17 protein-coding genes and 4 pseudogenes are annotated in these 20,962 nt (G+C 68.7%); 10 read left to right on the top strand and 11 right to left on the bottom strand.

The genetic code is table 11. The features are described 5' to 3' along the window. Positions 1–95: 95 nt before the first annotated feature. Positions 96–1,508 carry a dihydrolipoyl dehydrogenase gene (gene lpdA / locus ACH4G3_RS41595; protein ID WP_397629360.1) on the top strand — a complete coding sequence of 471 codons (1,413 nt, stop codon included), beginning with the start codon at positions 96–98 and terminating at the stop codon, positions 1,506–1,508. A 454-nt stretch (positions 1,509–1,962) separates the two neighbouring features. On the opposite strand, the gene ACH4G3_RS41600 is transcribed toward lpdA, so the two are convergent. Next, a complete protein-coding gene (locus ACH4G3_RS41600) occupies positions 1,963–2,568 on the bottom strand; it encodes a TetR/AcrR family transcriptional regulator (protein WP_397629361.1) in 606 nt (201 codons plus the stop codon). 308 nt (positions 2,569–2,876) lie between these two features. Here ACH4G3_RS41600 and ACH4G3_RS41605 point away from each other — a divergent pair, with 308 nt between their 5' ends. Continuing rightward, a complete protein-coding gene (locus ACH4G3_RS41605) occupies positions 2,877–3,011 on the top strand; it encodes a hypothetical protein (RefSeq protein ID WP_397629362.1) in 135 nt (44 codons plus the stop codon). Between the two features lie 29 nt (positions 3,012–3,040). After that, complete coding sequence (locus ACH4G3_RS41610; protein WP_397629363.1) at positions 3,041–3,892, top strand: alpha/beta fold hydrolase; 852 nt, start codon at positions 3,041–3,043, stop codon at positions 3,890–3,892. Between the two features lie 506 nt (positions 3,893–4,398). On the opposite strand, the gene ACH4G3_RS41615 is transcribed toward ACH4G3_RS41610, so the two are convergent. Beyond that, positions 4,399–4,539: a hypothetical protein gene (locus ACH4G3_RS41615; RefSeq protein ID WP_397629364.1), complete on the bottom strand. Its 141-nt coding sequence runs from the start codon at positions 4,537–4,539 to the stop codon at positions 4,399–4,401. A gap of 1,085 nt (positions 4,540–5,624) precedes the next feature. On the opposite strand from ACH4G3_RS41615, the gene ACH4G3_RS41620 reads away from it, so the two are divergent. Beyond that, positions 5,625–6,491: an alpha/beta fold hydrolase gene (locus tag ACH4G3_RS41620; RefSeq protein WP_397629365.1), complete on the top strand. Its 867-nt coding sequence runs from the start codon at positions 5,625–5,627 to the stop codon at positions 6,489–6,491. A 270-nt stretch (positions 6,492–6,761) separates the two neighbouring features. On the opposite strand, the gene ACH4G3_RS41625 is transcribed toward ACH4G3_RS41620, so the two are convergent. Further along, on the bottom strand, positions 6,762–7,355 hold the full coding sequence (locus tag ACH4G3_RS41625; protein WP_397629366.1) for a TetR/AcrR family transcriptional regulator: 594 nt from the start codon (positions 7,353–7,355) through the stop codon (positions 6,762–6,764). A gap of 215 nt (positions 7,356–7,570) precedes the next feature. Between ACH4G3_RS41625 and ACH4G3_RS41630 the strand changes: the two are divergent. Then, positions 7,571–7,828, top strand: a pseudogene (locus ACH4G3_RS41630) (AMP-binding protein); the annotation flags it as partial. Positions 7,829–8,037: 209 nt separating this feature from the next. On the opposite strand, the gene ACH4G3_RS41635 reads toward ACH4G3_RS41630, so the two are convergent. The 4 genes from ACH4G3_RS41635 to ACH4G3_RS41650 form a co-directional block, all read right to left on the bottom strand. Next, positions 8,038–8,358, bottom strand: a complete 321-nt coding sequence (locus ACH4G3_RS41635; protein ID WP_397629379.1) for a nuclear transport factor 2 family protein — start codon at positions 8,356–8,358, stop codon at positions 8,038–8,040. 124 nt (positions 8,359–8,482) lie between these two features. After that, a complete protein-coding gene (locus ACH4G3_RS41640) occupies positions 8,483–9,196 on the bottom strand; it encodes an SDR family NAD(P)-dependent oxidoreductase (protein WP_397629367.1) in 714 nt (237 codons plus the stop codon). Positions 9,197–9,402: 206 nt separating this feature from the next. Next, a complete protein-coding gene (locus ACH4G3_RS41645; protein ID WP_397629368.1) occupies positions 9,403–10,470 on the bottom strand; it encodes an alkene reductase in 1,068 nt (355 codons plus the stop codon). Positions 10,471–10,674: 204 nt separating this feature from the next. Then, the gene (locus ACH4G3_RS41650) at positions 10,675–11,514 is read right to left on the bottom strand and encodes an alpha/beta fold hydrolase (protein WP_397629369.1); all 840 of its coding nucleotides are present in this window, start codon (positions 11,512–11,514) and stop codon (positions 10,675–10,677) included. Between the two features lie 129 nt (positions 11,515–11,643). Here ACH4G3_RS41650 and ACH4G3_RS41655 point away from each other — a divergent pair, with 129 nt between their 5' ends. Further along, positions 11,644–12,252 (top strand): TetR/AcrR family transcriptional regulator, encoded by a 609-nt coding sequence (locus ACH4G3_RS41655; protein ID WP_397629370.1) that lies wholly within the window; start codon positions 11,644–11,646, stop codon positions 12,250–12,252. Between the two features lie 398 nt (positions 12,253–12,650). Here ACH4G3_RS41655 and ACH4G3_RS41660 read toward each other — a convergent pair whose 3' ends face one another. Continuing rightward, the gene (locus ACH4G3_RS41660) at positions 12,651–13,481 is read right to left on the bottom strand and encodes an enoyl-CoA hydratase/isomerase family protein (RefSeq protein WP_397629371.1); all 831 of its coding nucleotides are present in this window, start codon (positions 13,479–13,481) and stop codon (positions 12,651–12,653) included. A 257-nt stretch (positions 13,482–13,738) separates the two neighbouring features. Further along, entirely contained in the window at positions 13,739–14,437 is a 699-nt protein-coding gene (locus tag ACH4G3_RS41665) for an SDR family oxidoreductase (RefSeq protein ID WP_397629372.1), read from the bottom strand. Positions 14,438–14,909: 472 nt separating this feature from the next. Here ACH4G3_RS41665 and ACH4G3_RS41670 point away from each other — a divergent pair. Together ACH4G3_RS41670 and ACH4G3_RS41675 are read left to right on the top strand one after the other, a co-directional pair. Further along, positions 14,910–15,785 (top strand): annotated as a pseudogene (locus tag ACH4G3_RS41670) (UvrD-helicase domain-containing protein); the annotation flags it as partial. 177 nt (positions 15,786–15,962) lie between these two features. Next, complete coding sequence (locus ACH4G3_RS41675; protein WP_397629373.1) at positions 15,963–16,490, top strand: hypothetical protein; 528 nt, start codon at positions 15,963–15,965, stop codon at positions 16,488–16,490. 46 nt (positions 16,491–16,536) lie between these two features. Here ACH4G3_RS41675 and ACH4G3_RS41680 read toward each other — a convergent pair. Then, a pseudogene (locus ACH4G3_RS41680) lies at positions 16,537–17,739 on the bottom strand (IS110 family transposase); the annotation flags it as partial. Between the two features lie 603 nt (positions 17,740–18,342). Between ACH4G3_RS41680 and ACH4G3_RS41685 the strand changes: the two are divergent. Next, complete coding sequence (locus ACH4G3_RS41685; RefSeq protein WP_397629374.1) at positions 18,343–18,555, top strand: hypothetical protein; 213 nt, start codon at positions 18,343–18,345, stop codon at positions 18,553–18,555. A gap of 88 nt (positions 18,556–18,643) precedes the next feature. Next, positions 18,644–18,805, top strand: coding sequence for a hypothetical protein (locus ACH4G3_RS41690; protein WP_397629375.1), 162 nt, complete (start codon positions 18,644–18,646; stop codon positions 18,803–18,805). A gap of 171 nt (positions 18,806–18,976) precedes the next feature. Here the strand turns inward: ACH4G3_RS41690 and murJ are convergent. Continuing rightward, positions 18,977–20,654, bottom strand: a pseudogene (murJ, locus tag ACH4G3_RS41695) (murein biosynthesis integral membrane protein MurJ). Positions 20,655–20,962 lie beyond the last annotated feature (308 nt).

Below are 20,962 nucleotides of genomic sequence, written 5' to 3' on the forward strand. Positions count from 1 at the left end.
GGCGGATGCCGCCGGCGTGTGATGAACAGATGGTTCGATCGGGAGCGCGTCCGCCCTCGCGGGGGCGGGCCGCCCAGGCGGAAAGGAAGCCGTCCATGGACGAGCAGGGTGAGCACTTCGACGTAGTCGTACTCGGCGCGGGCCCCGGCGGATACGTTGCCGCCATCCGGGCCGCCCAACTGGGCAAGAGCGTCGCGGTCGTCGAGGAGAAGTACTGGGGCGGCGTCTGCCTGAACGTGGGCTGTATCCCCACCAAGGCCCTGCTGCGCAACGCCGAGCTCGCGCACATCTTCACGCGCGAGGCGAAGACCTTCGGCATCAAGGTCGAGGGTGAGGTCTCCTTCGACTACGGGGAGGCCTTCCGCCGCAGCCGGAAGGTCGCGGACGGCCGAGTAAAGGGCGTCCACTACCTGATGAAGAAGAACAAGATCACGGAGATCAGCGGTCGCGGCACGTTCGTCGACCCGCACACGCTCCAGGTGGCCGACTTCGACGGCAACACCCGCACCATCGGCTTCGACCACTGCGTCATCGCCGCCGGCGCGACCCCCAAGCTGCTGCCCGGCACCCGCCGTACCTCGCGCGTCGTCACGTACGAGGAGCAGATCCTCGCCGAGGACCTGCCGCAGTCGATCGTCATCGCGGGCGCCGGCGCGATCGGTGTCGAGTTCGCGTACGTGCTGCACAACTACGGCGTGAAGGTGACGATCGTCGAGTTCCTCGACCGTGTCGCCCCGCTGGAGGACGCCGAGGTCTCCGCGGAACTGGCCAAGCAGTACCGGAGGTTGGGCATCGACGTGCTCACCTCGACCCGCGTCGAGTCGATCGACGAGTCCGGTCCGCAGGTCCGGGTCACGGTCACCGGCAAGGACGGAACCCAGCAGGTCCTTCAGGCCGACAAGGTCCTCCAGGCGATCGGCTTCGCGCCGAACGTCACGGGATACGGCCTGGAGAACACCGGCGTGCGTGTCACCGAGCGCGGCGCGATCGACGTCGACGGCCGCTGCCGCACCTCCGTGCCGCACATCTACGCCATCGGCGACGTCACCGCGAAGCTGATGCTCGCGCACGCCGCCGAAGCCATGGGCGTGGTCGCGGCCGAGACGATCGCGGACGCGGAGACCATGGAGCTGGACTACGCGATGATCCCGCGAGCCACCTTCTGCCAGCCCCAGATCGCCAGCTTTGGCTACACCGAGGCGCAGGCACGGGAGAAGGGCTTCGACGTCCAGGTCGCCAAGTTCCCGTTCACCGCGAACGCCAAGGCCCATGGCCTGGGCGACGCGAGCGGGTTCGTGAAGCTGATCAGCGACGCCAAGTACGGCGAGCTCCTCGGCGGTCACCTCATCGGCCCCGACGTCACCGAACTCCTGCCCGAGCTGACCCTGGCCCAGCAGTGGGACCTCACGGTCCACGAGGTCGCCCGCAACGTCCACGCCCACCCCACCCTCGGCGAAGCAGTCAAGGAAGCCGTCCACGGCCTGGCCGGCCACATGATCAACATGTAGGGGGATGCTCGCCGCAGCGGCAACAGGGCCCGTTGGGGCTCGGACGGCTTCGCGCCCTCGAGCTTCCGAGGGCCCTGATCCTTTGGTGCGGCGCGATCCGGGGCGGGGGTTCTCGGAGGCATTTGAGAAGCTCAACGCCGAGACGGCTTCGGGCCCCTGCGGGAAGGCGCGTCCGTACGGGTGTGGCGCACCGAAATGCCGACGGGGCGAGGACGGTCATGGTCGCACCCTCACGGTCGGCGGCGAAGTCCACGAAACCCGGACCGGTCGGCTGGTCCTCGCGGCAGACGACGCCCGCGATGTCGTGCCTGGGCGTAGGGGGTGGACGGGGCCGCGTGCAGGCTCCGGGTGTCGAGTGGACGCCTTTTCCCGTAGGGGTGTCGCGCCGCAGGTGAGGGGTTGGCGCGGGGTGGGCGGTGCGCAGGGCGCTCCGCGGTGTCGGTGTGTACGCCGGTCAGTGTGCCGTCCTGGTGTCCCCTTCGTGCTCGATGCCCAGGAGCGCAAGGGCGTTGTGGATGCCCTGATCCAGAACTTGGTCGGCGAGCTGCGGGTCGGCGAGGGCCCGCGAGAGCTGGAGTGTGCCGGCCATCATGGCGTAGGAGCTGAGTGCCATGGGGCGGACCGAAAGCGGGTCGTCGGGCGCCAGGCGGGCGGCGATGCCGTCGGCGACCACCAGTACGCCCTCGGTGTAAGCCTGCTTGGTCGGGTGTGTGCAGCGCCCTATCTCGTCGAGCAGGGCGGCGGAGGGGCAGCCGACGTCACGGCTGTCGCGGTGCCAGGGGGACAGGTACCAGCGCACGATCTGTTCGAGGCCGGCGCGGCCCGGTTGTGCGTGCGCGACGATGCTCGCGTTCTGGGCCTGCAACTGGTCGGCGATCGTGGTGGCCACGAGGTTGTCCTTGGATGTGAAGTGGGTGTAGAAGGCGCCGTTGGTCAGCCCGGCGTCCTTCATGAGCGCTGTGATGCCCGAGCCGTCGATGCCGTCCTCCTTGAAGCGGCGGCCCGCCGTCTCGATGATCCTCCGCCTGGTGGCCTGCTTGTGCTCTTGCCTGTATCGCACCGCACACTCCTCTGCGCGCCGGGTGGGCTCGCCCTCCGCCGGCTCCTCCAACGTATTGTATTGTGAACGTAATTCAATCATCCCGGATTCCGGTGCCCTCGCGGCCGGTGCGGCACCGCCGCCCCTCGGCCCCCGCCGCGCCGGACCGCTTGCGCCGCCGGCCCGCAGGCGGTTCCGCGGCCGGGCCGCGGGCTCCGCTCACCATGGGAACCCCCTTGCGCGCCCGAGTCGTCCTGCTTAGTATTATGAGCATAATTTAATTGTTCTGCGGCTCGGCGCGGTGGATTCCGGGGTGATCGGAGCGAGCCGTGACCGAGCGATCCGAGCAGATCGTCGGCCTGATCCACAACCCTGGCTCGCCGCATGGGGCGCCGGCCGAGGGCAGCGACCCCGCAGACCCGGCATGTCTTGGTGTGCTGCGTGAGCAGACCCGCGAGACATGACGAGCACCCGCCCACAAGAGAAGGACGTCATGAGCACCTATCTGGCAGACAAGGCCGAGAACCTCACCGTGGAGGGGCCCTCCGCGACCTTCACCTACCGGCGCATGGGTCCGCAGGGCGGTGTCCCCCTGGTCCTGCTGCAGCGTTTCCGGGCGACCATCGACTGGTGGGACCCGGAGTTCCTGGACTACCTGGCCGCCGACCACGACGTGATCGTGTTCGACAACGTCGGCGTCGGCTACACCACCGGCGAGCCGCGCGACTCCCTCGACGGATTCGCCGAGGGCGCCGCCGAGTTCATCGAGGCCCTCGGCCTCGCGCGGGCCGACGTGCTCGGCTGGTCGCTGGGGGGTTTTGTGGCCCAGCGCCTGGCCGCGCGTCGCCCGGAGCTGGTGCGCAAGATCATCGTGGCGGGCAGCGGCCCGACCGGCTGGGTGCCCGGTGCGCCGGAGGCGAGCGAGAAGGTCCTGGGCATCATGGCCAAGCCCGACGCCGACCAGGAGGACATGCTGTACCTGTTCTACCCGGAGACGGACGCGGCCCGCGCCTCAGGGCACGAGCACTTCGCCCACGTCGCGACCCGGCTCGCCGCCGGCGGCCCCGCGGTCTCCGAGACGGCGGCGCAGGGCATGCTCGCCGCGATCGGCCAGCTCCTGGCAGCCCCCTTCGACGAGGTACGGGCCGAACTGGAGTCCATCAAGCACCCCGTCCTGTACGCCAACGGTCTGCACGACGTGATGGTCCCCGCCCACGCGTCCTACGTCGCCGTCCAGCACCTGGCCGACGCCACGCTCCTCCTCTACGGCGACGCCGGCCACGCCTTCCTCTTCCAGCACGCCAAGGCCTTCACCAAGCAGGTGGCCGACTTCCTCGCCGCCTGAAGACGCCGACCGCGCCGCCGATCCCGACCCCCCGGGCGGCGGCCGGTCAGTCACCGTGCAAGGGCCGCCTCACAGCCGTGAGGCGGCCCTTGCACGGCTCCGGCCGTCATCACCGCCGAGCCTGGGCAGTCGGTGCGTACCGGCGACGTGACCTCGTAGCGCTCCTCGACACGACAGGCGGCACGCATTACTGGTCGTCCGCCGCCGTCCCCCCGCGCCTGTCCTGCGGACAGGGGTCCGCGGGTCTGCTCCCGTCGTCGGCGGTGTCCGGCGACCTGGACTCCCGGCGGCACGCAATTTTGTCTCGGTGCCGGGTCTCGCGAAGAGACCGTGAAGCGTCCCGTCCCACGCGCTCACAGTGAAACGATCACACGCTTCGGGCATCACCGCGTTGCCGGGCCCGTCCAGAGGATGCCGTAGCGCTCGCTCCGCGCAGGTGGTCGACGGTGAAGGCGGCGGCGCGGAGGTCCTCGATGCGTGAGCTGCTGCCGAGCAGGAGATCGAACTCACCCGGTCCGACGACGCGGCGTCCCGAGCGACGACGACGGTGCAGGCACCGGCGAGAACGAGGTCATCACCTCGACCCATTCGCCCGGCTCGACGCCGCCCTGGGTGAAGGCCTTCACTTCGCGATCGGTCCACGTCACGCTCGTGACGCGGTCGCGGGCATACGCCTGCACAGTCTCCCGTGCCGGACAGCGGCCCGCCCTGGTCAGCGTCACCGGGGCCCGCAGCGCCCCGTGGACGTGACAACGGATTCTGGATCGTCGGGTCCGAGTCGTGCACCGCTGTGCAGCTGAGGCCCTCGCCGAAGGCGAACGGCGGATCCTGTGTCAGATCGGCGCAGCTGTAGTCGTGCCGCCCCCGGCCCTGGTTGGTAGTGGACCGGCGGCCGCCCGCTCGGCTCGGTGCGCCCGAGCAAGAGCTCGGCGACCGCCCGACGGCCTGCATCCCCGGGGTGAAGGCCTGGACGATGGCGTCGGCGCCGAGTGCCCGGGCGGGCAGGGTCGAGGGCTTGCCCTGGACCAGGACGACGAAGGGCCGGTCGAGCTTCCGGAGGGCGTCGAGGAGTGCGATCTGACGTCCCATGAGCTCCAGCGCCATGGAGCGGCCTTCCGCGGTCAGGCCTGCGGTGTTGCCGACGAGCGCCGCAAGCGCTGCACCAGGTCCGCTGCGGGTGCAGGCGGGAGTTGCGCCGTACCGGTGGCCGGGGGGGGGCGGGGCTGAGGCGGGCGTCGTCGTGGTCCACGGTGTGCACTCCGGCCCAGTCCTCGTCCTGAAATCGGGGGCGCAGCCAGGCGTCGTCCTCACGCCGGGCATCGAAGTCCTGAAACCGTCGTACAGATCGTCGGCTGTCCCCGGTCCGGGGCCGGACCGCCACGACTTGCCGGTCACGACCAGCGTCTCGTGGCCGCCGGCGTAGGTGAGCCGCTCTGCCCTGGTGGTTCGCTGTGCTGGTGCACCCCGACGCCCGGGGAACCCGTGATTCCGCCGCTGTGCATTCCGTTCGGCCCGCCCACTTGCACCCTGATGGAATTATGGTCATACTTCAATGGTCGACGGGTTGTTCAGGGACCTGATCCAAGGGGTTTCCCGCTTCCTGGGCCTCCTCTGACCGCCGACCCCGGGCTGCGGCCGCAGCCGGGAGACCCGGGAACCGCTCTGCGCCCACCTGCGAGGAAGCAGAGGTCGGCGCACAGTGGCGGTAATCCTCACATCGAAGGGCACGACCATGAACGCACGCGAAACACGAGGCGACGTGGTGACGTCGTACAAGAACGCGCAGACCCGCACCGTCACCGCCGATGGAGTGACCTTCGCCTACCGCGACCTCGGCCCCCGGACCGGCATGCCGGTCATCTTCATCACCCACCTCGCCGCGGTCCTGGACAACTGGGACCCCCGGGTCGTCGACGGAATCGCCGCCAAGCACCGGGTGATCACGTTCGACAACAGGGGCGTGGGCGCGTCCAGCGGCGAGACGCCGAAGACCATCGAGGAGATGGCCAAGGACGCCGTCACTTTCATCCGGGCGCTGGGGTTCGAACAGGTCGACGTCCTCAGCTTCTCGATGGGCGCCATGATCGCCCAGGTGATCGCCGAGACCGACCCGCAGCTCATCCGCAGGCTGATCCTCGCGGGCACCGGTCCGGCCGGCGGCGAGGGCATCAAGAACGTGACCCGGATCTCGCACTACGACACCCTCCGGGCACTGCTCACCCTTCAGGACGTGAAGCAGTTCCTCTTCTTCACCCGCACCCCGAACGGGATTCGGGCCGGCAAGGAGTTCCTGGCCCGCCTGAAGGAGCGCACCGAGGACCGGGACAAGGCGATCCGCCTCACCTCCTACTTCTCCCAGCTCAAGGCCATCCACCGCTGGGGGCTGGCAAAGCCGCAGGATCTCTCCCGCATCCAGCAGCCCGTACTCGTCGCCAACGGCGACAACGACAGGATGGTTCCGACGTCGAACTCGCACGACCTGGCCCGGCGGCTGCCCAATGCTGAGCTGGTGATCTACCCCGACGGCGGCCACGGCGGCATCTTCCAGTACCACGAGCAGTTCGTGCCGATGGCTCTCGAGTTCTTCGGCCGGCCGTAGGGCCGCGGTGCGGTCTGCGTACGGGCCGAGGACGTTTGACTCAGAGCCGTGACGCCCGGCGGGCGCCCACGGCTCTCGTCACCTGTTCGGCGTAACTGACCTGTTCGCTTCTCGGCCATACGCCGCCGAGGCGCGCCATCGGCGGTACGAACGGGGGAGCGCCGCGTCGGTGTCGCTTCCGAGATTGCAGTTTCCCCCAGGGACCACCCGCTCACGCTGACGGCGGAAACGCGGGTGCACAGCGCCGGCATCCTGGCTCTTGCCAGGTGGTCACCCAGCCGGTATCGACCGGCACCGCGCCAAGGCGAGGACGTTCTCGACTCCCTGCTCGAGGACCTCGTCGGAGAACTTCCGGTCGGAGAGCGCGCGGGACAGCTGCAGCGTTCCCACGGCCATGGCGTAGAGCCCGATGGCCTGACCGCGGGCGGACTGCGGATCCTCCGGATTCAGGCGGGCGGCGATCTCGTCCACGATGGCTTTGGCGCCGTCGGTGTAGGCGTCCTTGGTCGCGTCGCCGCAGCGGCCGATCTCGTCGAGCAGGGCTGCGGACGGGCAGCCGTCGCCGGGGTTGTCCCGGTGCTCGGGTGACAGATACGCGCGGATGAGGTCTTCGAGTCCCTCGCGGCCGGGCCGCAGCGTGCTGTACTGCTCGACCTGCGTGCGCAGCTGCTCGGCGACGACGTTGGCGACGAGGTCGTCCTTGGATTCGAAGTGGGCGTAGAAGGCTCCGTTGGTGAGTCCGGCGTCCGACATCAGCGTGGAGATGCCGGAGCCGTCGATGCCGTCCTGCTTGAACCGGTGGCCGGCCCGCTCGATGATCCGTTGCCGCGTCACCTGCTTGTGCTCCTTGGTGTAGCGCGCCACAGGGTTCCTCCCTCAACTCCGCCGGCCATTGCGTCGTGTTCCATCCTAATCTGTGATCTGACGCATGTAATATTACGGTCGACAGGTGATGGTGGGACCGATCTGCCGCCCATCGGACGGCAGGCCCTGGGCCCACGTGGCGGCCTCGTCCGTTGCCCGGCTCGACCGCCCCCACCCGCAGATCAGGAGCAATGATGCTCAGCCCGAGCCGCAACATGTCACGACTGCTGACGGAGACCGCGTCCCGACACCCGGAGCGCACCGCGATCGTCTCCGGTGACGACCGCATCACATACGCCGCCCTCACCGCCGCCAACCGTGTCGCGAACCTGCTCGCCTCGCGCGGGATCCAGCCGGGCGACAAGGTCGCGTTGTCCTGCCCCAACTTGCCCTAGTTCTCCAGCGTCTACTTCGGCATCCTCAAGGCCGGCGCCGCGGTCGTGCCGCTGAACGTGCTGCTGCGGTCCCGCGAGATCGCCTACCACCTCGCCGACTCGGACGCGAAGGCGTACTTCGCGTTCGAGGGCACGCCGGAGCTCCCGATCGCGCAGGCCGCGCAATCAGGCGGCCGAACCTGGGGTGTGTCCGGATGCGATGGCATCGCGCACGGACCCAGCTCGGGGAGATCACCCGGTACCCGGTCCCCGGTGCAGCGCTCACGCGGCTGGGTGGGTCTGTGGCGTCAGAACATCGTGTTGTCGTTGGCGGAGGCCTCCGGCACGTTCTGTCCGGCGAGCCAGTGCTCGACGGTCTTCTGGTCCCGCACCCGGAAGAGGCCGACGACTGCCCGCCCGCGCGTATCCGGCGCCGCGGTGCAGGGGCTGTGGTACTCCGAGCCCACGTACGCATCGACGGCGGTCAAGTCTTTGCGGAACGGCAGCTGGTCGACGTAGGCGGTGACCAGTTGCTTGTTGTACGAGGTGAGCCACCGTTGTCCCGGCGACGAGGTCTGCGGATGGCTGAGCGTGGCGCACACGTCTTCGCTGTCGGTGGCGGTCGGCACCTCCTGGAGGACGTCCTCGTGCTCGGCGATCCTCCCGTCCTGGAAGCGGAAGATGTCGAAGACGGTAAGGCTGCCGACATGGCCGCCCTCAGCACGGACAGCGGGGCCCAGCGAGCCAGCCGGATCAGGCGGGGTGAACGGTGTTCGATGGTCTGCACGACGGCTTCGGCGGCCTGGTCCGGCTGCAGGCGCTTGAGCAGCGGCCGCGGCGATGTCCTGGGGGCATCTCAGTGATCGCGGGATCCGCGTCGACGCCGTTTCTGATCATGTCCGTCTGGATCAGAGAGAAGTAGGCGGTGGTGGCGGAGGCGCCGTGGAGGGTGAGTTCCACGCGCAGTCCGCGCCCGAGCTGCTCGACCGCGGCCTTGCTCATGGAGTAGGGAATGGCCCCCACGCCGTTGAGGAAGGCGAAGACCGAACTGATCAGGACGACCTGGCCCTGGTTGGCGATGATCTGCTCCATCGCCGCGTTGACGGTGTTGACGACTCCGTTGATGCTCACGGCCAGCACCTTGTCGATCGCGGGTGCGGGCGTGGCACGAAGTGTGGAGCCCTGCCCCATGATGCCGGCGTTCGCGATCGCGATGTCGACCCGCCCGAACCGCTCACACAGGTGGGCCACGGCATCGTCGAGCGCGCTGCGGTCGCAGACGTCCGCGGTGAACCCGACGACGTTGGACGACGAGCTGCGGGCTGCGATCTCCGGCGTGTCCGGACGCAGATCCACGATGCCGACCCGGGCGCCGCGGGAGAGGAGGGTTCCGGCGGTGGCGCTGCCGAGTCCGCCGGTGCCGCCGGTGATGAGGACGACCTTGTCGGCGAGTTCGTACGCGGTCATGCGGATGCCTCGTCTTCAGTCATGGGACGGGGCCGGGTCCACGTCCGGTGCGGCGAGTCCGGATTCAAAGCCGCGGGGCGGGACCTCGTGGTCACTCGACGGCATACCGCTCGCGTCGCGAGCACATGTTCACCCCCGCCTGGCTGTGGCGTGCGTACGCCGAAGCGCCCGAGGAAGGCGATTGCCTCGGGCGCCGGGCGCTTGGGTCAGGCGGCGTAGGTGGGGTAGTCGGTGTAGCCGGCCGCGCCGCCGCCGTAGAAAGTGGCGGGGTCGGGGGTGTTCAGGGGTGCGCCGGCACGTACGCGCTCGACCAGGTCGGGGTTGGCGAGGGCCATGGAGCCGACCGTGATGACGTCGGCGATGCCGTTCTCGATGTCCTTGGCGCGGGTGGCGATGTCGGTGCCGGCGCGGTTGAGGAGCAGCGTGTTGGGCCACAGCTCGCGCAGTGTGCCCAGGAGTTCCTCGTCGCCGCCGTGGCCGATGTGCAGGTAGGCGAGGTCCAGGGGCGCGAGGGCGCGCACCAGGTGCGGGTAGAGCTCGTGAGGGTCGTTCTCCACGAGGTCGTTGAGCTGGAAGGGGTTGCCGGGGGAGATGCGGATGCCGGTGCGGCCGGCGCCGATCTCGTCGGCCACGGCGGTGGCGACCTCGACGGCGAAGCGGATGCGGTTGTCGAGGGAGCCGCCGTACTGGTCGGTGCGCTGGTTGGCGCTGGGGAAGAGGAACTGGTTGACCAGGTAGCCGTTGGCGCCGTGGATCTCGACGCCGTCGGCGCCGGCCGTGATGGCGGCCGCGGCGGCGCGCCGGAAGTCGTCGACCGTCGCGGCGACCTCCTCGGTGGACAGTGCGCGCGGTACCGGCATCTCCTGCATCCCGGAGCCGGTGAAGGTGAGGCCCTGCGGCTTGATCGCGGAGGGAGCCACCGGCTGCCGGTGGTGCGGGGTGTTGTCCGGGTGGGAGATGCGCCCGGCGTGCATGAGCTGGATGACGATGCGCCCGTCGGCCTTGTGCACGGCGTCGGTGACCTTGCGCCAGCCGGCGATGTGCTCGTCGGTGTAGATGCCCGGGGTCACCGGGTAGCCCTGGCCGTCGGCGGAGGGCTGGGTTCCCTCGGTGATGATGAGGGCGTGCGAGGCGCGCTGGGCGTAGTACTCGGCGTTCAGCTCGGTCGGCACGCCGTCCGGGGTGGCCCGGCTGCGGGTCAGGGGGGCCATGGCCAGCCGGTGCGGCAGGGAGATCTTTCCGGCGACGGTCGGGGTCCACAGGCTGTCGAGCATGCGTGATTCCTCAGGTTGTTGGTGGCGGACATCCGGCAGACCTGCCTTCCGGGCGGTGTATCCGATGAGGCATGTGAATCCGATGAGGCATCCGCCATGAGCATGGCAAATTAAATTACGTATGTAATGCTTTACTGGTGGTGGGCGGCGCAGGAATGCCCGGGGCGACCGCCGACCGGGGACGTGCCGTTCGCGCGCAGCCGCCTACTCGTCGAGGAACTGAAGGGCGTGCTGCAGGAACCGCTCGGGATACTGGAACTGCGCTCCGTGCCCGGCGTCGGGGTAGATCAGCAGTTGGGCGTCGGGGATGTTCTGGGCGAGGTGCCAGGAGTTGATCGAGGTGATCATCACGTCGTTCTCGCCGTTGAGGACCAGCGTCGGCTGGGTGATCGCGTTCAGGTAGGCGTAGGGGTTCTCGCCCGGCAGCGGCTCCGCATAGGCCATGGACGCTTCGAACTGCGCCTGGGCGACTGCGGGCGAGCTCGGCGGGTCCTGGTCGGCCCGCTGGTGACGTCGCTCCCAGAAGGCCCGGCCCGCTTCGACCGCGGCCTCCGAGCGGCCGAAGAACAGGAAGAGGAAGTCCTCCAGGGTGGGGACCGGGTTCAGCGCCACCTCGGGCACCTTGGGGTCCATCGTCGGGTCCCCGCCGCGGAGGCCGGTGCCGAGCAGGAGGAGCTTGCGCACCAGCTGGGGGTGGCGCAGCGTGACCTCCTGTGCCTGGTAACCGCCGAGCGAGAAGCCGAGCAGATCGACCTTCTCCAGCCCCAGCGCCCGGATGACGGCGGCGATGTCGTCGGCCATGTCCTCGACCCGGTTGCGCGGCGTGCCGGATGACGAGGCGATACCGCGCCCGTTGAACAGGATGACCTCACGGCCTTCGGCCAGGCCGTCGGTGAGCAGGGGGTCCCAGTTGTCCATTCCCCCGCGGAAGTGCTGGACGAGGAGGATCGGGACGCCGGAGGGCTTGCCCCAGCGGCGGTAGGCGAACCGTTCACCGTCCACCTCGATGTACTGGGTCGGTGCGGTCACATGCGTGTCACTCACGGCCTGAGCCTTTCAGGAGGGGGTGAGCAATACGATGACGGTCGTAATTTAAAAAGTCAACCTCATAGATGTCGATCGACATCTATGTATGCTTGACCGTCGAGCGTCGACCGTGGAAGGGAGCTGGACATGCGGGTCACCAGGGCCCAGGCGGAACAGAACCGTGCGCACATCGTCGCGACAGCTGCCAGGCTGTTCCGCGAGCGCGGCTATGACGCTGTCGGCGTGGCGGAACTGATGGCAGCCGCCGGGTTCACCCATGGCGGGTTCTACAAGCACTTCCGCTCCAAGGCCGACCTGATGGCCGAAGCGTCCGCGAGCGGGCTCTCGCAGACCGCGGCACGGACAGAAGGCCTGGATCCCGCCGAGTTCGTCGAGAGCTACGTCTCCCGGGAACATCGCGACGGGCGCGGCGACGGCTGCACCATCGCGGCCCTCAGCGGCGATGCCGCACGCCAGCCGGCGGACATCAAAACAGAGTTCGCAGCCGGGATCGAGAACCTGCTGACGGCCCTTCAGGCCCCAAGCGACACGCCGGGGGACGCGAACCAACGCGCGGCCCGCACCATGGTGATCGACATGCTCGCCCATTCGGTCGGAGCGATCATGCTGTCGCGGGCGTGCCCGGACGATTCTCCGCTGGCGGACGAAATCCTCGATGCCTGCCGCAAGGAGATTCTCGCCTCGCTGGCGCACGACAACAGCGATCAGCCGGCAGCACTGGGCCCAGAAGCCTGACCGCCGCCGACCGACGCAGGGCCGACCGCCCGAGAGTCAGACACTGACGCAAAAGCCTGCGATTTCGAGCCGTTGGTGCGGCATCGCAGCAGAAACCCTCTCAAAGGATGGTCTGCGCGGCTGCCGAGAGCTGTTCATGTGCCGTCGGCGAAGTCACGGCACCGGACGCGAGAACGGTCGGTCCACTTGCACGTGACGACGGTGGGGCATTGGCCGTCACGTTTTCCGTGTTCGGACCCCGGCGGGTGCGGCGGGGCCCTCCGGGAGAGCCGGCGACCGGGCTGCCGTTGAGACGTGCCCGGCCGCCGTGGGAACCCTGATGGGTGGGGGATGGAAGCTGCCCGGGGCGTTGCGGCGCCTACGGGCCCCCTGTGGGGCGCTGCGGTCGTCCGGGGTGATCAGAGGGCTTCGTTCACCCGGCCGATGTACTCGCCCAGCTGGTACTCGACGTCGAGGCCCTTTTCGGCGGCCAGTGCACCGAGCCCGACCGCACGCGCGGCGAATCCCGGCTGCGTCAGGGTGCCCGCGAACTCGCCGAAGGAGGCGACCAGGTGGGCGTCCGGCGGCAGTGTCGCCCGGTTGACCTGGGACTTGGCGGTCGCCAGTGCCTGCCGGTCGAAGGAGGCGAGGCGGGCGACGGTCGCGTCGACGAAGGCGTCGAGTTCGGCGTCGGGCAGGGTGCGGGTGACCCATCCCCAGCGTTCGGCCAGGTCGGCGTCGTAGTCGGCACTGCCGAGGATGGCCTCGAGCGCCCGGTCGCGGCCGATCGAACGGGGCAATCGCTCGGCTCCCCCTCCGCCGGGGACGAGGCCGAGGCCGACCTCGGGCTGGCCGAAGAACGCCTTCTCGCGGCTGGCGTAGCGCAGGTCGCAGGCCAGGGCCAGCTCGTTGCCGGCGCCGCGGGTACGGCCCCGGATGGCCGCGATGCTGACGAACGGAGCCTTGCTCAGCCGCAGGACCATGTCGGTCCACAATGGGTTGTCGTCCTCGTGCTCGGGCACGGGAAGGTCGGCGGCCGCGGCGGCGTCGAAGTGGTTGATGAAGAAGTCGGGAAGTTCGCTGGCGAAGACGACGACCTGGATGTCCGGGTCGTTCTCCAGCTCCGAGACGATCTTGTGCAGCGTCACGATCGACTCGGGAACCACCAGGTTCACGGGAGGATTCGAGAACGTGATCCTCGCGGTCCGCGGAGTCGTCCGCTCCAGGCGGATCGTGCTGGGCTGGCTCATGGCGTGGTTTCCATTTCCTGAGGGGGTGGGCTTGCGTGGCCGTGATCGCGTCCGGCGACCACGGAGCTGTTGCGCCTGGTGGGGTGCGGGTGTCGCCGACTTGTCACTCGGAGCTGCATCGGCTGGGCCGGCCCCGCCTGCACTTGCGCGGCATGGTGTGGGCTCAACGCATGGCCGACCGACGAACCGTAGATGCTGTGCCGTGGCGTTCCCTTGGCGGACGTGCCTGGCGGTTGGCCCGTGGGGGTGGGTGCTCCTCAGGGGAGCTGCGGGTAGAGCACCGAGACGCCCCCGGACAGTGCTGCCTGGGCCTGGCGGGCGGCGTTGTCGGCGAGGATCTCGTAGGAGCCGGCGGCGATGCCGTCCACAGCGATGCGCGCGATGTCGGCCGGGTCGGACTTGGCCGCGTCGACGGTACGGACCATGTCGGTGTCCATGTAGCCCACATGCAGACCGGCCACGCGGATGCCGTGGTCGGCCAGTTGCAGGCGCAGGGTGTTGGTGAGCGACCACTCCGCGGATTTGGCGGCGCAGTAGGCGCCGAACTCCGGGAAGCTGACCCAGGACAGGCCGGACAGGACGTTCAGCATGGCCCCGCCGCCGTTGGCCGCGATCTGGGGTGCGAAGGCGCGGGCCACCGTCAGGGTGCCGAGGTAGTGGGTGTTCATCTCCAGGCGGATGTCGTCCAGGTCCGCGGTGAGCAGGTCGGCGCCGGTGGAGGAGCCCGCGTTGTTGACCAGGATGGTCACGTCGCCGGTGGCCGCGGCGGCAGCCGCGACGGAGGCGGGGTCGGTGATGTCGAGTGCGATCGGCTTGGCGCCGAGCAGGTCGACCTTGTCGGGATTGCGGGCGCCGGCATAGACGGTGGCGCCGCGGCTGAGCAGTTCGGCGGCGAGGGCCCGGCCGAAGCCCCGGTTCGCTCCGGTGACAAGGGCGGTGCTGGCGGAGAGGTCCATGAAGGTTCCCGGTGAAGTGGAGAGGAGATGACCAGAGCACGGACGGCGTGGTCCGATGCGGCCCAGGTCCATTAAATTACGATCATAATAGTAAGTAGGTTGAGTCAGTGATCGCAACCAATCCGCCTGGTGAACGACGCTGCGCCAGGCACCTTGGCCGGAGCACTGTCAAGGAGACGGGCGGATGGCGCCCTAGATCCGCCGCGCTCTACCGCGACATAGAGGACCCGGGCAAGGCGCCCACCGAGCCCGTGGCGGACCTGATCCTCAATCCGGGGAATGTCCGTACGTCCCGCGAGGCCTGTGGCACGCGGCTGTGAGGTCGCACTGCTGTTGCGGTGGCTGCATGCCGTTGGCCTGCGGTGCCGCAGATGGATTCGTGCCTCGTTTCTCACCGCGATGCCGGTCATGCCGCGTTACCGCATCACGTCGCCGCCAGCCTCCGCCGCCCTGGCCGGGCCGCTTGCTCCGCGACGCCGACTTCCTGCTCCTGGACGAGGCCCAGGACACCAATCCCGTCGTCGAACAGAGTTTCCTCAATCAGCGCAGCCACGCCCAACTCGTCATGGTCGGCGACTCCGCCCAAGCCATCTACCACTGGTGCGGAGCCAAAGACGTCATGACGGACTTCGACGGCACCCAGCTCACCCTCTCGCAGTCGTGCCGCTTCGGACCCCAGCTCGCCGCGGAAGCCAAACGCTGGCTTGACCTGGCCAACGCCCCCATCCGCCTGACCGGAGCCAAGACCGTACCCACAGAACTCGGCTTCGTCGCCCAGCCTGACGCGGTACTGTGCCGCACCAACGTCGGCGCCATGACTCAAGTCATGGCCCTGATGGACGCCGGATGCCACGTCGGCTTGGTCGGAGGAGGAGACAGCCTGCGCGCCCTCGCCCAAGCCGTCCGTGACCTGAAAGAAGGCCGCCGCACTCTTCACCCCGAACAGGTCCTCTTCCCCACTTGGGGTGAACTGCAGGACTACGCTGCCCACGACCCAGCTGGACGAGACCTGCAGCCGTTCGTCGATCTCGTCGATACCCACGGTCCGGTCGCCATCCTCGCTGCCGTAGCCCGGCTCGTCCCCGAAACACAGGCTCAGGTCAGCCGACTCCACCGCGCACAAGGCCAAAGGGCGCGAATGGGCGTGTGTGAAAATTGCCGACGATTTCACCCCACCCCGGGAAACAGGCCCACCAGACCCCGGCCACACATTGCCCCGTACCATCGACGCCAGTGAAGCCCGTCTGGCCTATGTGGCTGTCACCCGTACCCGCAGCCCCTCGACCTCGGTGGCCTGTCCTGGATTGACCAGCACCAAGGCGGAACTGGAACCTGCCTAGTGCTCTGACCGCATAGACACCTCAGGCGCCTAACTCGTCAAGCCGAGCAACTGTGGGCGCCTGAGGAATCGAACACATCGGCTCGCCGTCTTGGCTTGCGTGCGCGTCTCCGGTCGCGCAAGAGTGCGGTTGACGCGGAGCTTGAAGCTCATGGCGACGGGACGGGGGACAGACAGGTGTGCGGGATGGACCTGGCCGCCAAGGAGGCGGCGATCGCTCGGTTTCTCCACGAGTACCCGCAGGCAGCTGATGCTGGCTGTGGGCATCCTGCCCTCCACGGGTGTGAGGAGGTCCGCTGGTCCGAGTTTCCCGGGTGTCCCGCCGCGATCCCGGTGCTGCTGCATGCCCTTCTCGATCGGGCTGCCGCGGCCGAGGCCCAGCGTGTGCTCACCAACACCATGTTCAGCATCGCCGAGATGAACGCGGCCATGCCGGAAGTCCTGCCGTTTCTGCTTCGTCTCGCAGGCGACCCTCAGGTTCCTGAGCGGTCGGGGTTGCTGGAACGTCTGATCACGGTCGCCGAGTTCTCCGAGCCGGTTGAGGTGGGCAACGAGGCCATGGTGCTGTGGTTTGGCAGCGATAACGATCACCTTGAGCGTGAGCGGTGCAGGGCTGTGTTCGCGGAATACGCGAGTGTGGTGGCGATGCTGCCGGAGGGCCTGATCAACTCTGCCGGTCAGGCGAAGCTCCGGCAGGCCGCCGGACTCGTGTGAGGTCTCCGCGTTCAGGCCACCTGCGCGACCGCAGAGGTGGGACGGGAAAGGCCACGGCCTCATCGAAGCGGCGGCCGTGCTGAAGGCAGTGGTAGAGCTGGCCCATCATGCGGTTGAAGAGGTTGCGCTGGGCGGCTGCGTGCCAGTCCCCGTGGTCGTCGCGGCGGCGCCGGTAGTGGGCCTTGGCGCCGGGTGAGGCGGTGATCGCGGAGAGGGCGCAGAGGTAGCCGGCGTGGTTGAGGCGGTCGTTCTTCACCCACCGGCGGGTGATGCTCGACTTCTTGCCGGAGGCCCGGGTGATGGGTGAGGCGCCGGCGTATGCCTTCAGGCCGCGGGCGTCGGCGAACCGGTTGCGGTCGTCTCCGGTCTCGGCGAGCACCCGGGCGCCGAGCTGGATGCCGAGGCTGGGGAAGCTGAGGATGATCTCAGCGTCCGGGTGCTGGGGGAAAGCTTCCTCCACCGCCTCGGCCAGATTGTCGGCAGCGGTGCAGGCGGCCTCCAGCTGGACCAGGAGCGCGAGCATCTGTTTGCCGAGCGCGTCCTCCACCAGCGATGGCTGGTGCGCCCAGTCTGCGCGGAAGATCTCCCGGAGCCGTTCGGCCTCGGCTTCGATGCCGCGTTGGCGGCCGGCGCTCTTGAGGGCGGCCTGCAGCTGCGTGCGCGTCAGCCGCGAGGCCCGCGCCGGTGTCGGAGCCGCCTTGAGGAGTTCGTGCGCCTCCCGGCGGCACAGGCCGTTCTTCCAGCTCTCGAAGGCGGCCAGCGCGGATGGGTAGTACTCCCGCAGCAGCGACCGGAGCTGGTTGGAGATCTGCTGCCGGTTCCACGTTGCGTCCTGTTGAGCCCTGGCAAGGACGGCGACCGCGCGGGCCAGGTCACTGTCCTGAGGCAGCGGTCGGTGGGCATGCATGTCGGTGCGCAGGATGTTTGCCAGGACCAGAGCGTCTCCGGGGTCGGACTTCTTGCGGGAGACGGAGTGCCGGTCGCGGTAGCGGGCGGCGGCCATCGGGTTGATTGCGAACACCTGCCGCTTGCCGGTCCGCAGCACGGCGACGACCAGGCCGCGGGAGGTCTCGATCGCGACGGGGATCGGGTTCTCCTCGGTGTCGCCATGTTCGGCGAGCAGGTCCAGCAGGATCTTGTAGCCGGCCGCGTCGTCGGTGATGTGCCGCTTGGCCAGTAACTGGCCGCTGTCGTCGACCAGGGCGACGTCGTGCGTGCGTTCGGCCCAGTCGATGCCGCAGTAGATCAAGTCTTTCCCCTCCAACGTACCGTTCCTGCTGGTCACGAGCTCATGTGCGCCACGCAGCGACCTAATCCCAGGACTCAGCCCTGCGGCCGGTCCGCCACCTCAGTAGCCGTTCGTGGCACCAACTCGTCCCACGGGCCTCGGTCTCTGCGGGAGCTCGTCTGGCTCGGGCTTCACAAGAGGTCACCGTGGAGCGGGCTCGGACCACCATCACCAACGAGTGGTCTTCCGGCGGGTGTTGACGCCAGGCGGCGCTGGACGGCGCCGATCTTTCGGGAGGCATCGCGTGCCGGGAGGTCGCCCGGCTGGGTTGGTAGAGACATCCGTTCGGCACCCGCGCAGCCCCCACGCCGCTCAGTGGATCCAGCGGTGGCAGCTGCGGAGACGCCGGATGCTGCCTCTCTATGACTAGGCGTACGTCGGGCCGGCGTGCTCAAAGGCATACGTCCGGCGCCCGCGCAACTGCCACGACCATGAGTACGAGGACCGCGCGCCGCTCTATGCGGAGGTCTCAGCAGACCCGGTTCGCCGTAGGCGTCGCAGCCTCTACTCGAACATCCCCAGAAGCTTCCGCTCCCTCGGGACGCCCTTGACTACGGATTAGGAGTGCTCACCGAGCCCCCGACTCCGACCTGGTGGAAGGTCAACCGCCACAAGGTCTTCGGCGCCACCGGGCTGCTGATCGGCTACCTGATCGGCACCCACCTGCACGGCGGCCCCGAGCAGCAGCCGGACACGCCCCGGCCGGGCCACACCACGCCCGCGCCGGACAAGCCCGGTGAGCACCCCACGCGCACGGCCCACGGCCTCGCCGCATGACTCAGCCGCACCACCCGCTGTGCCCCGCGACGCCAGCACGACGTCGGCGGGGCTCAGCACTGTCTACCGACGACTGGAGGAACTGCTCGTGCTCATCCCCCGCTCCTACCGCCGGATCGGCCGGCCCCGCCCGCAGCGTCCCGGCCCCCGCTACCCGCACCGCCCCGACCGGCTGCCCGGCGCCTGGGCAGGTGATGCCGCGCCCGAGGAAGAAGCGCCGCCGCGAGGTGAAACGGGTGCCGCGCAGTGACGCGATGCTGCCGGAGTTCGACCGGCGCTTGTCCTCGCCGACTTCACCGGCACCAGCATCAGCAACTCCACTCGCTGGACCGGATATACCAAGCGGGACTGGCTCGACTACATCGCCAGCCGCGCGCAGGACCGTCCATGAAGCACGCCTGCATCCATCGTCTGCCTGGACTCAGCGCATCCCAGGCAGGCGACGCAACTCGTTGACCTTCATCAGCCGGGCGAGAAGGAGGTACCCCACGACTGTTGCCAGCGCCCCAGTAGCCAGCGCGACGGCCGTAGGCCACGTTCCACTTCCCAGGCCCGCACCCGCAGGCGCTGCAGCCCAGCCCAGCCGCCGAGCCCGCGGCGCAGAACAGTTTCACGTAAGTGCGGCGCAGGTCGCCGTCGTCGATGCGGCCCTCAAGCCTCCTGCGCAGCAGATGCGCGGTGAGTGCGAGACCGGCCACGTAGGAGAGGGTGTAGGCGCCGGCCATCCCGACGACCGCCCAGCGGGCGGGCAGGAGCAAATGACACGCGGTGGCCAGGGCGATGTTCACGCCCGCGATCCAAGCCGCCATGAAGAACGGCGTGCGCGTGTCCTCGAAGGCGTAGAAGCCATGCAACAGCAGGTACTGAGCGGAGAACGGGATGAGCCCGAGTCCGAACGACTGCAGCATGTACCCCAGCGGTCGGACCGAGTCGGCGTCCGCCGCCCCGTGGGCGAACAGCAGCGTGGAGATCTGCGGCTCCAGAGCGAGGAAGAGGAACGCGGTGGGCACGATGACCACGCCGCTGACCCGTAGCACCCGGGACAGGTCCGCGCGTAGATCCGGGATACGCCCCCCAACGACGGCCCGGCTCATACGCGGCAGCAACGCCGTCACCAGGGACACCGTCACGATCGACTGCGGCAGCATCCAGATGGTCTGCGCGTAGGTGTAGGCCGAGTAGCCCGCACCGGCCTGCGGCAGCTCCTGGTCGGCGGCATTGGCGTAGTTCGTGACCACCGTCATGGCGACCTGGTTGGCCAAGACGAACAGCAGCGTCCACTTCGCCGCGTGGACGCTGTTGCCCAAGCCGGTGCCCCGCCAGTCGAACCGCGGGTGGAAACGGAAACCGGCCGCCCGCGCGAACGGGAGCAGCGCCAAGGCCTGCACGGCGATGCCTGCCGTCGTCCCGATCCCCAACAACTGCACCTGGTCGGCGGTGATGTCCTCCACCCGGTCGGGAACCGTCATCAGCCCCAAATAGGCGGCGAACATGCCGACCAGCACGACATTGTTCAACACCGGGGTCCACATCATCGACCCGAACTTCTCGCGGGCGTTCAACACCTGCCCGTAAATGCTGAAGAGCCCATAGAAGGAAGATCTGCGGCAACAGGAACCGCGCAAACGTCACCGTCAGCTCGAACGCCTCATGACTGTCCCGGGTGTCCCGCATATACAGGCCCACGATCTGCGGCGCCGCCCACACCGCCAGCGCCGTCCCCACACCCAGTACACAGACCACGAGCGTGACCAGACGCTGCTCGTAAGCGCGTCCGCCATCGGGCTGCGTTGCCCTGGCTCGGACCAGCTGCGGCACCAGCACGGCGTTGAGCGCGCCACCGATCAGCAGCGTGTACAGGCTCGTCGGCCCGTGTTCGTCCTGTTGTACGTACTCGCCAGCAAGCCTGTTCCCAGCGCTGCGGCCTGCAGCACTTGGCGGATCAGTCCCGTCGCCCGTGACACCACCGTGCCAACAGCCATCAACAAAGACGAACGAACCAGCCCGCCCTTGTCCTTCTTCCGCCGGGCGGCATGCCGCCCCCTTGTCTGCAGCTTCTGCGGCATGGTCTGCGCCGCGGAGTTCGCCCCCTCCACCATGCCGTCAACCTCTGTCCTCAAGGTTCCACGGCCCCAATCTGCCGACGTCACGCAGCAGACCTCATCCCTGGTGCTGCTGGCCATTCGCGGCAGCACTGGCGATGCTCTGCGCCAGTAAAACGGGAGCTTCGTCAGGCGCAACCGGACTGACTACATCGCCAACCGCAAAGACCGCTGAGGCCTGCTCAGCTACGACGTGACCTGTCCGCTTCGAGGACCCGGCGGAGTGCCTTCAACGGGTACGGGCTCTCCCTGCTCTCCTCCTGAATCTTGAGGTAGAAGTCCGTCAGCACTGCGGCGAGCGGTGC

The sequence above is a fragment of the Streptomyces afghaniensis genome (assembly GCF_044327915.1).
Classification (GTDB): Bacteria; Actinomycetota; Actinomycetes; order Streptomycetales; family Streptomycetaceae; genus Streptomyces; species Streptomyces afghaniensis.

What these genes read in the sequence shown, in the direction of transcription:
- lpdA (WP_397629360.1), top strand. Translation starts at nt 96, where the DNA reads ATGGACGAGCAGGGTGAGCACTTCGACGTAGTCGTACTCGGCGCGGGC.
- ACH4G3_RS41610 (WP_397629363.1), top strand. Translation starts at nt 3,041, where the DNA reads ATGAGCACCTATCTGGCAGACAAGGCCGAGAACCTCACCGTGGAGGGG.
- ACH4G3_RS41620 (WP_397629365.1), top strand. Translation starts at nt 5,625, where the DNA reads ATGAACGCACGCGAAACACGAGGCGACGTGGTGACGTCGTACAAGAAC.
- ACH4G3_RS41640 (WP_397629367.1), bottom strand. Translation starts at nt 9,196, where the DNA reads ATGACCGCGTACGAACTCGCCGACAAGGTCGTCCTCATCACCGGCGGC.
- ACH4G3_RS41645 (WP_397629368.1), bottom strand. Translation starts at nt 10,470, where the DNA reads ATGCTCGACAGCCTGTGGACCCCGACCGTCGCCGGAAAGATCTCCCTG.
- ACH4G3_RS41655 (WP_397629370.1), top strand. Translation starts at nt 11,644, where the DNA reads ATGCGGGTCACCAGGGCCCAGGCGGAACAGAACCGTGCGCACATCGTC.
- ACH4G3_RS41660 (WP_397629371.1), bottom strand. Translation starts at nt 13,481, where the DNA reads ATGAGCCAGCCCAGCACGATCCGCCTGGAGCGGACGACTCCGCGGACC.
- ACH4G3_RS41665 (WP_397629372.1), bottom strand. Translation starts at nt 14,437, where the DNA reads ATGGACCTCTCCGCCAGCACCGCCCTTGTCACCGGAGCGAACCGGGGC.
- ACH4G3_RS41675 (WP_397629373.1), top strand. Translation starts at nt 15,963, where the DNA reads ATGGACCTGGCCGCCAAGGAGGCGGCGATCGCTCGGTTTCTCCACGAG.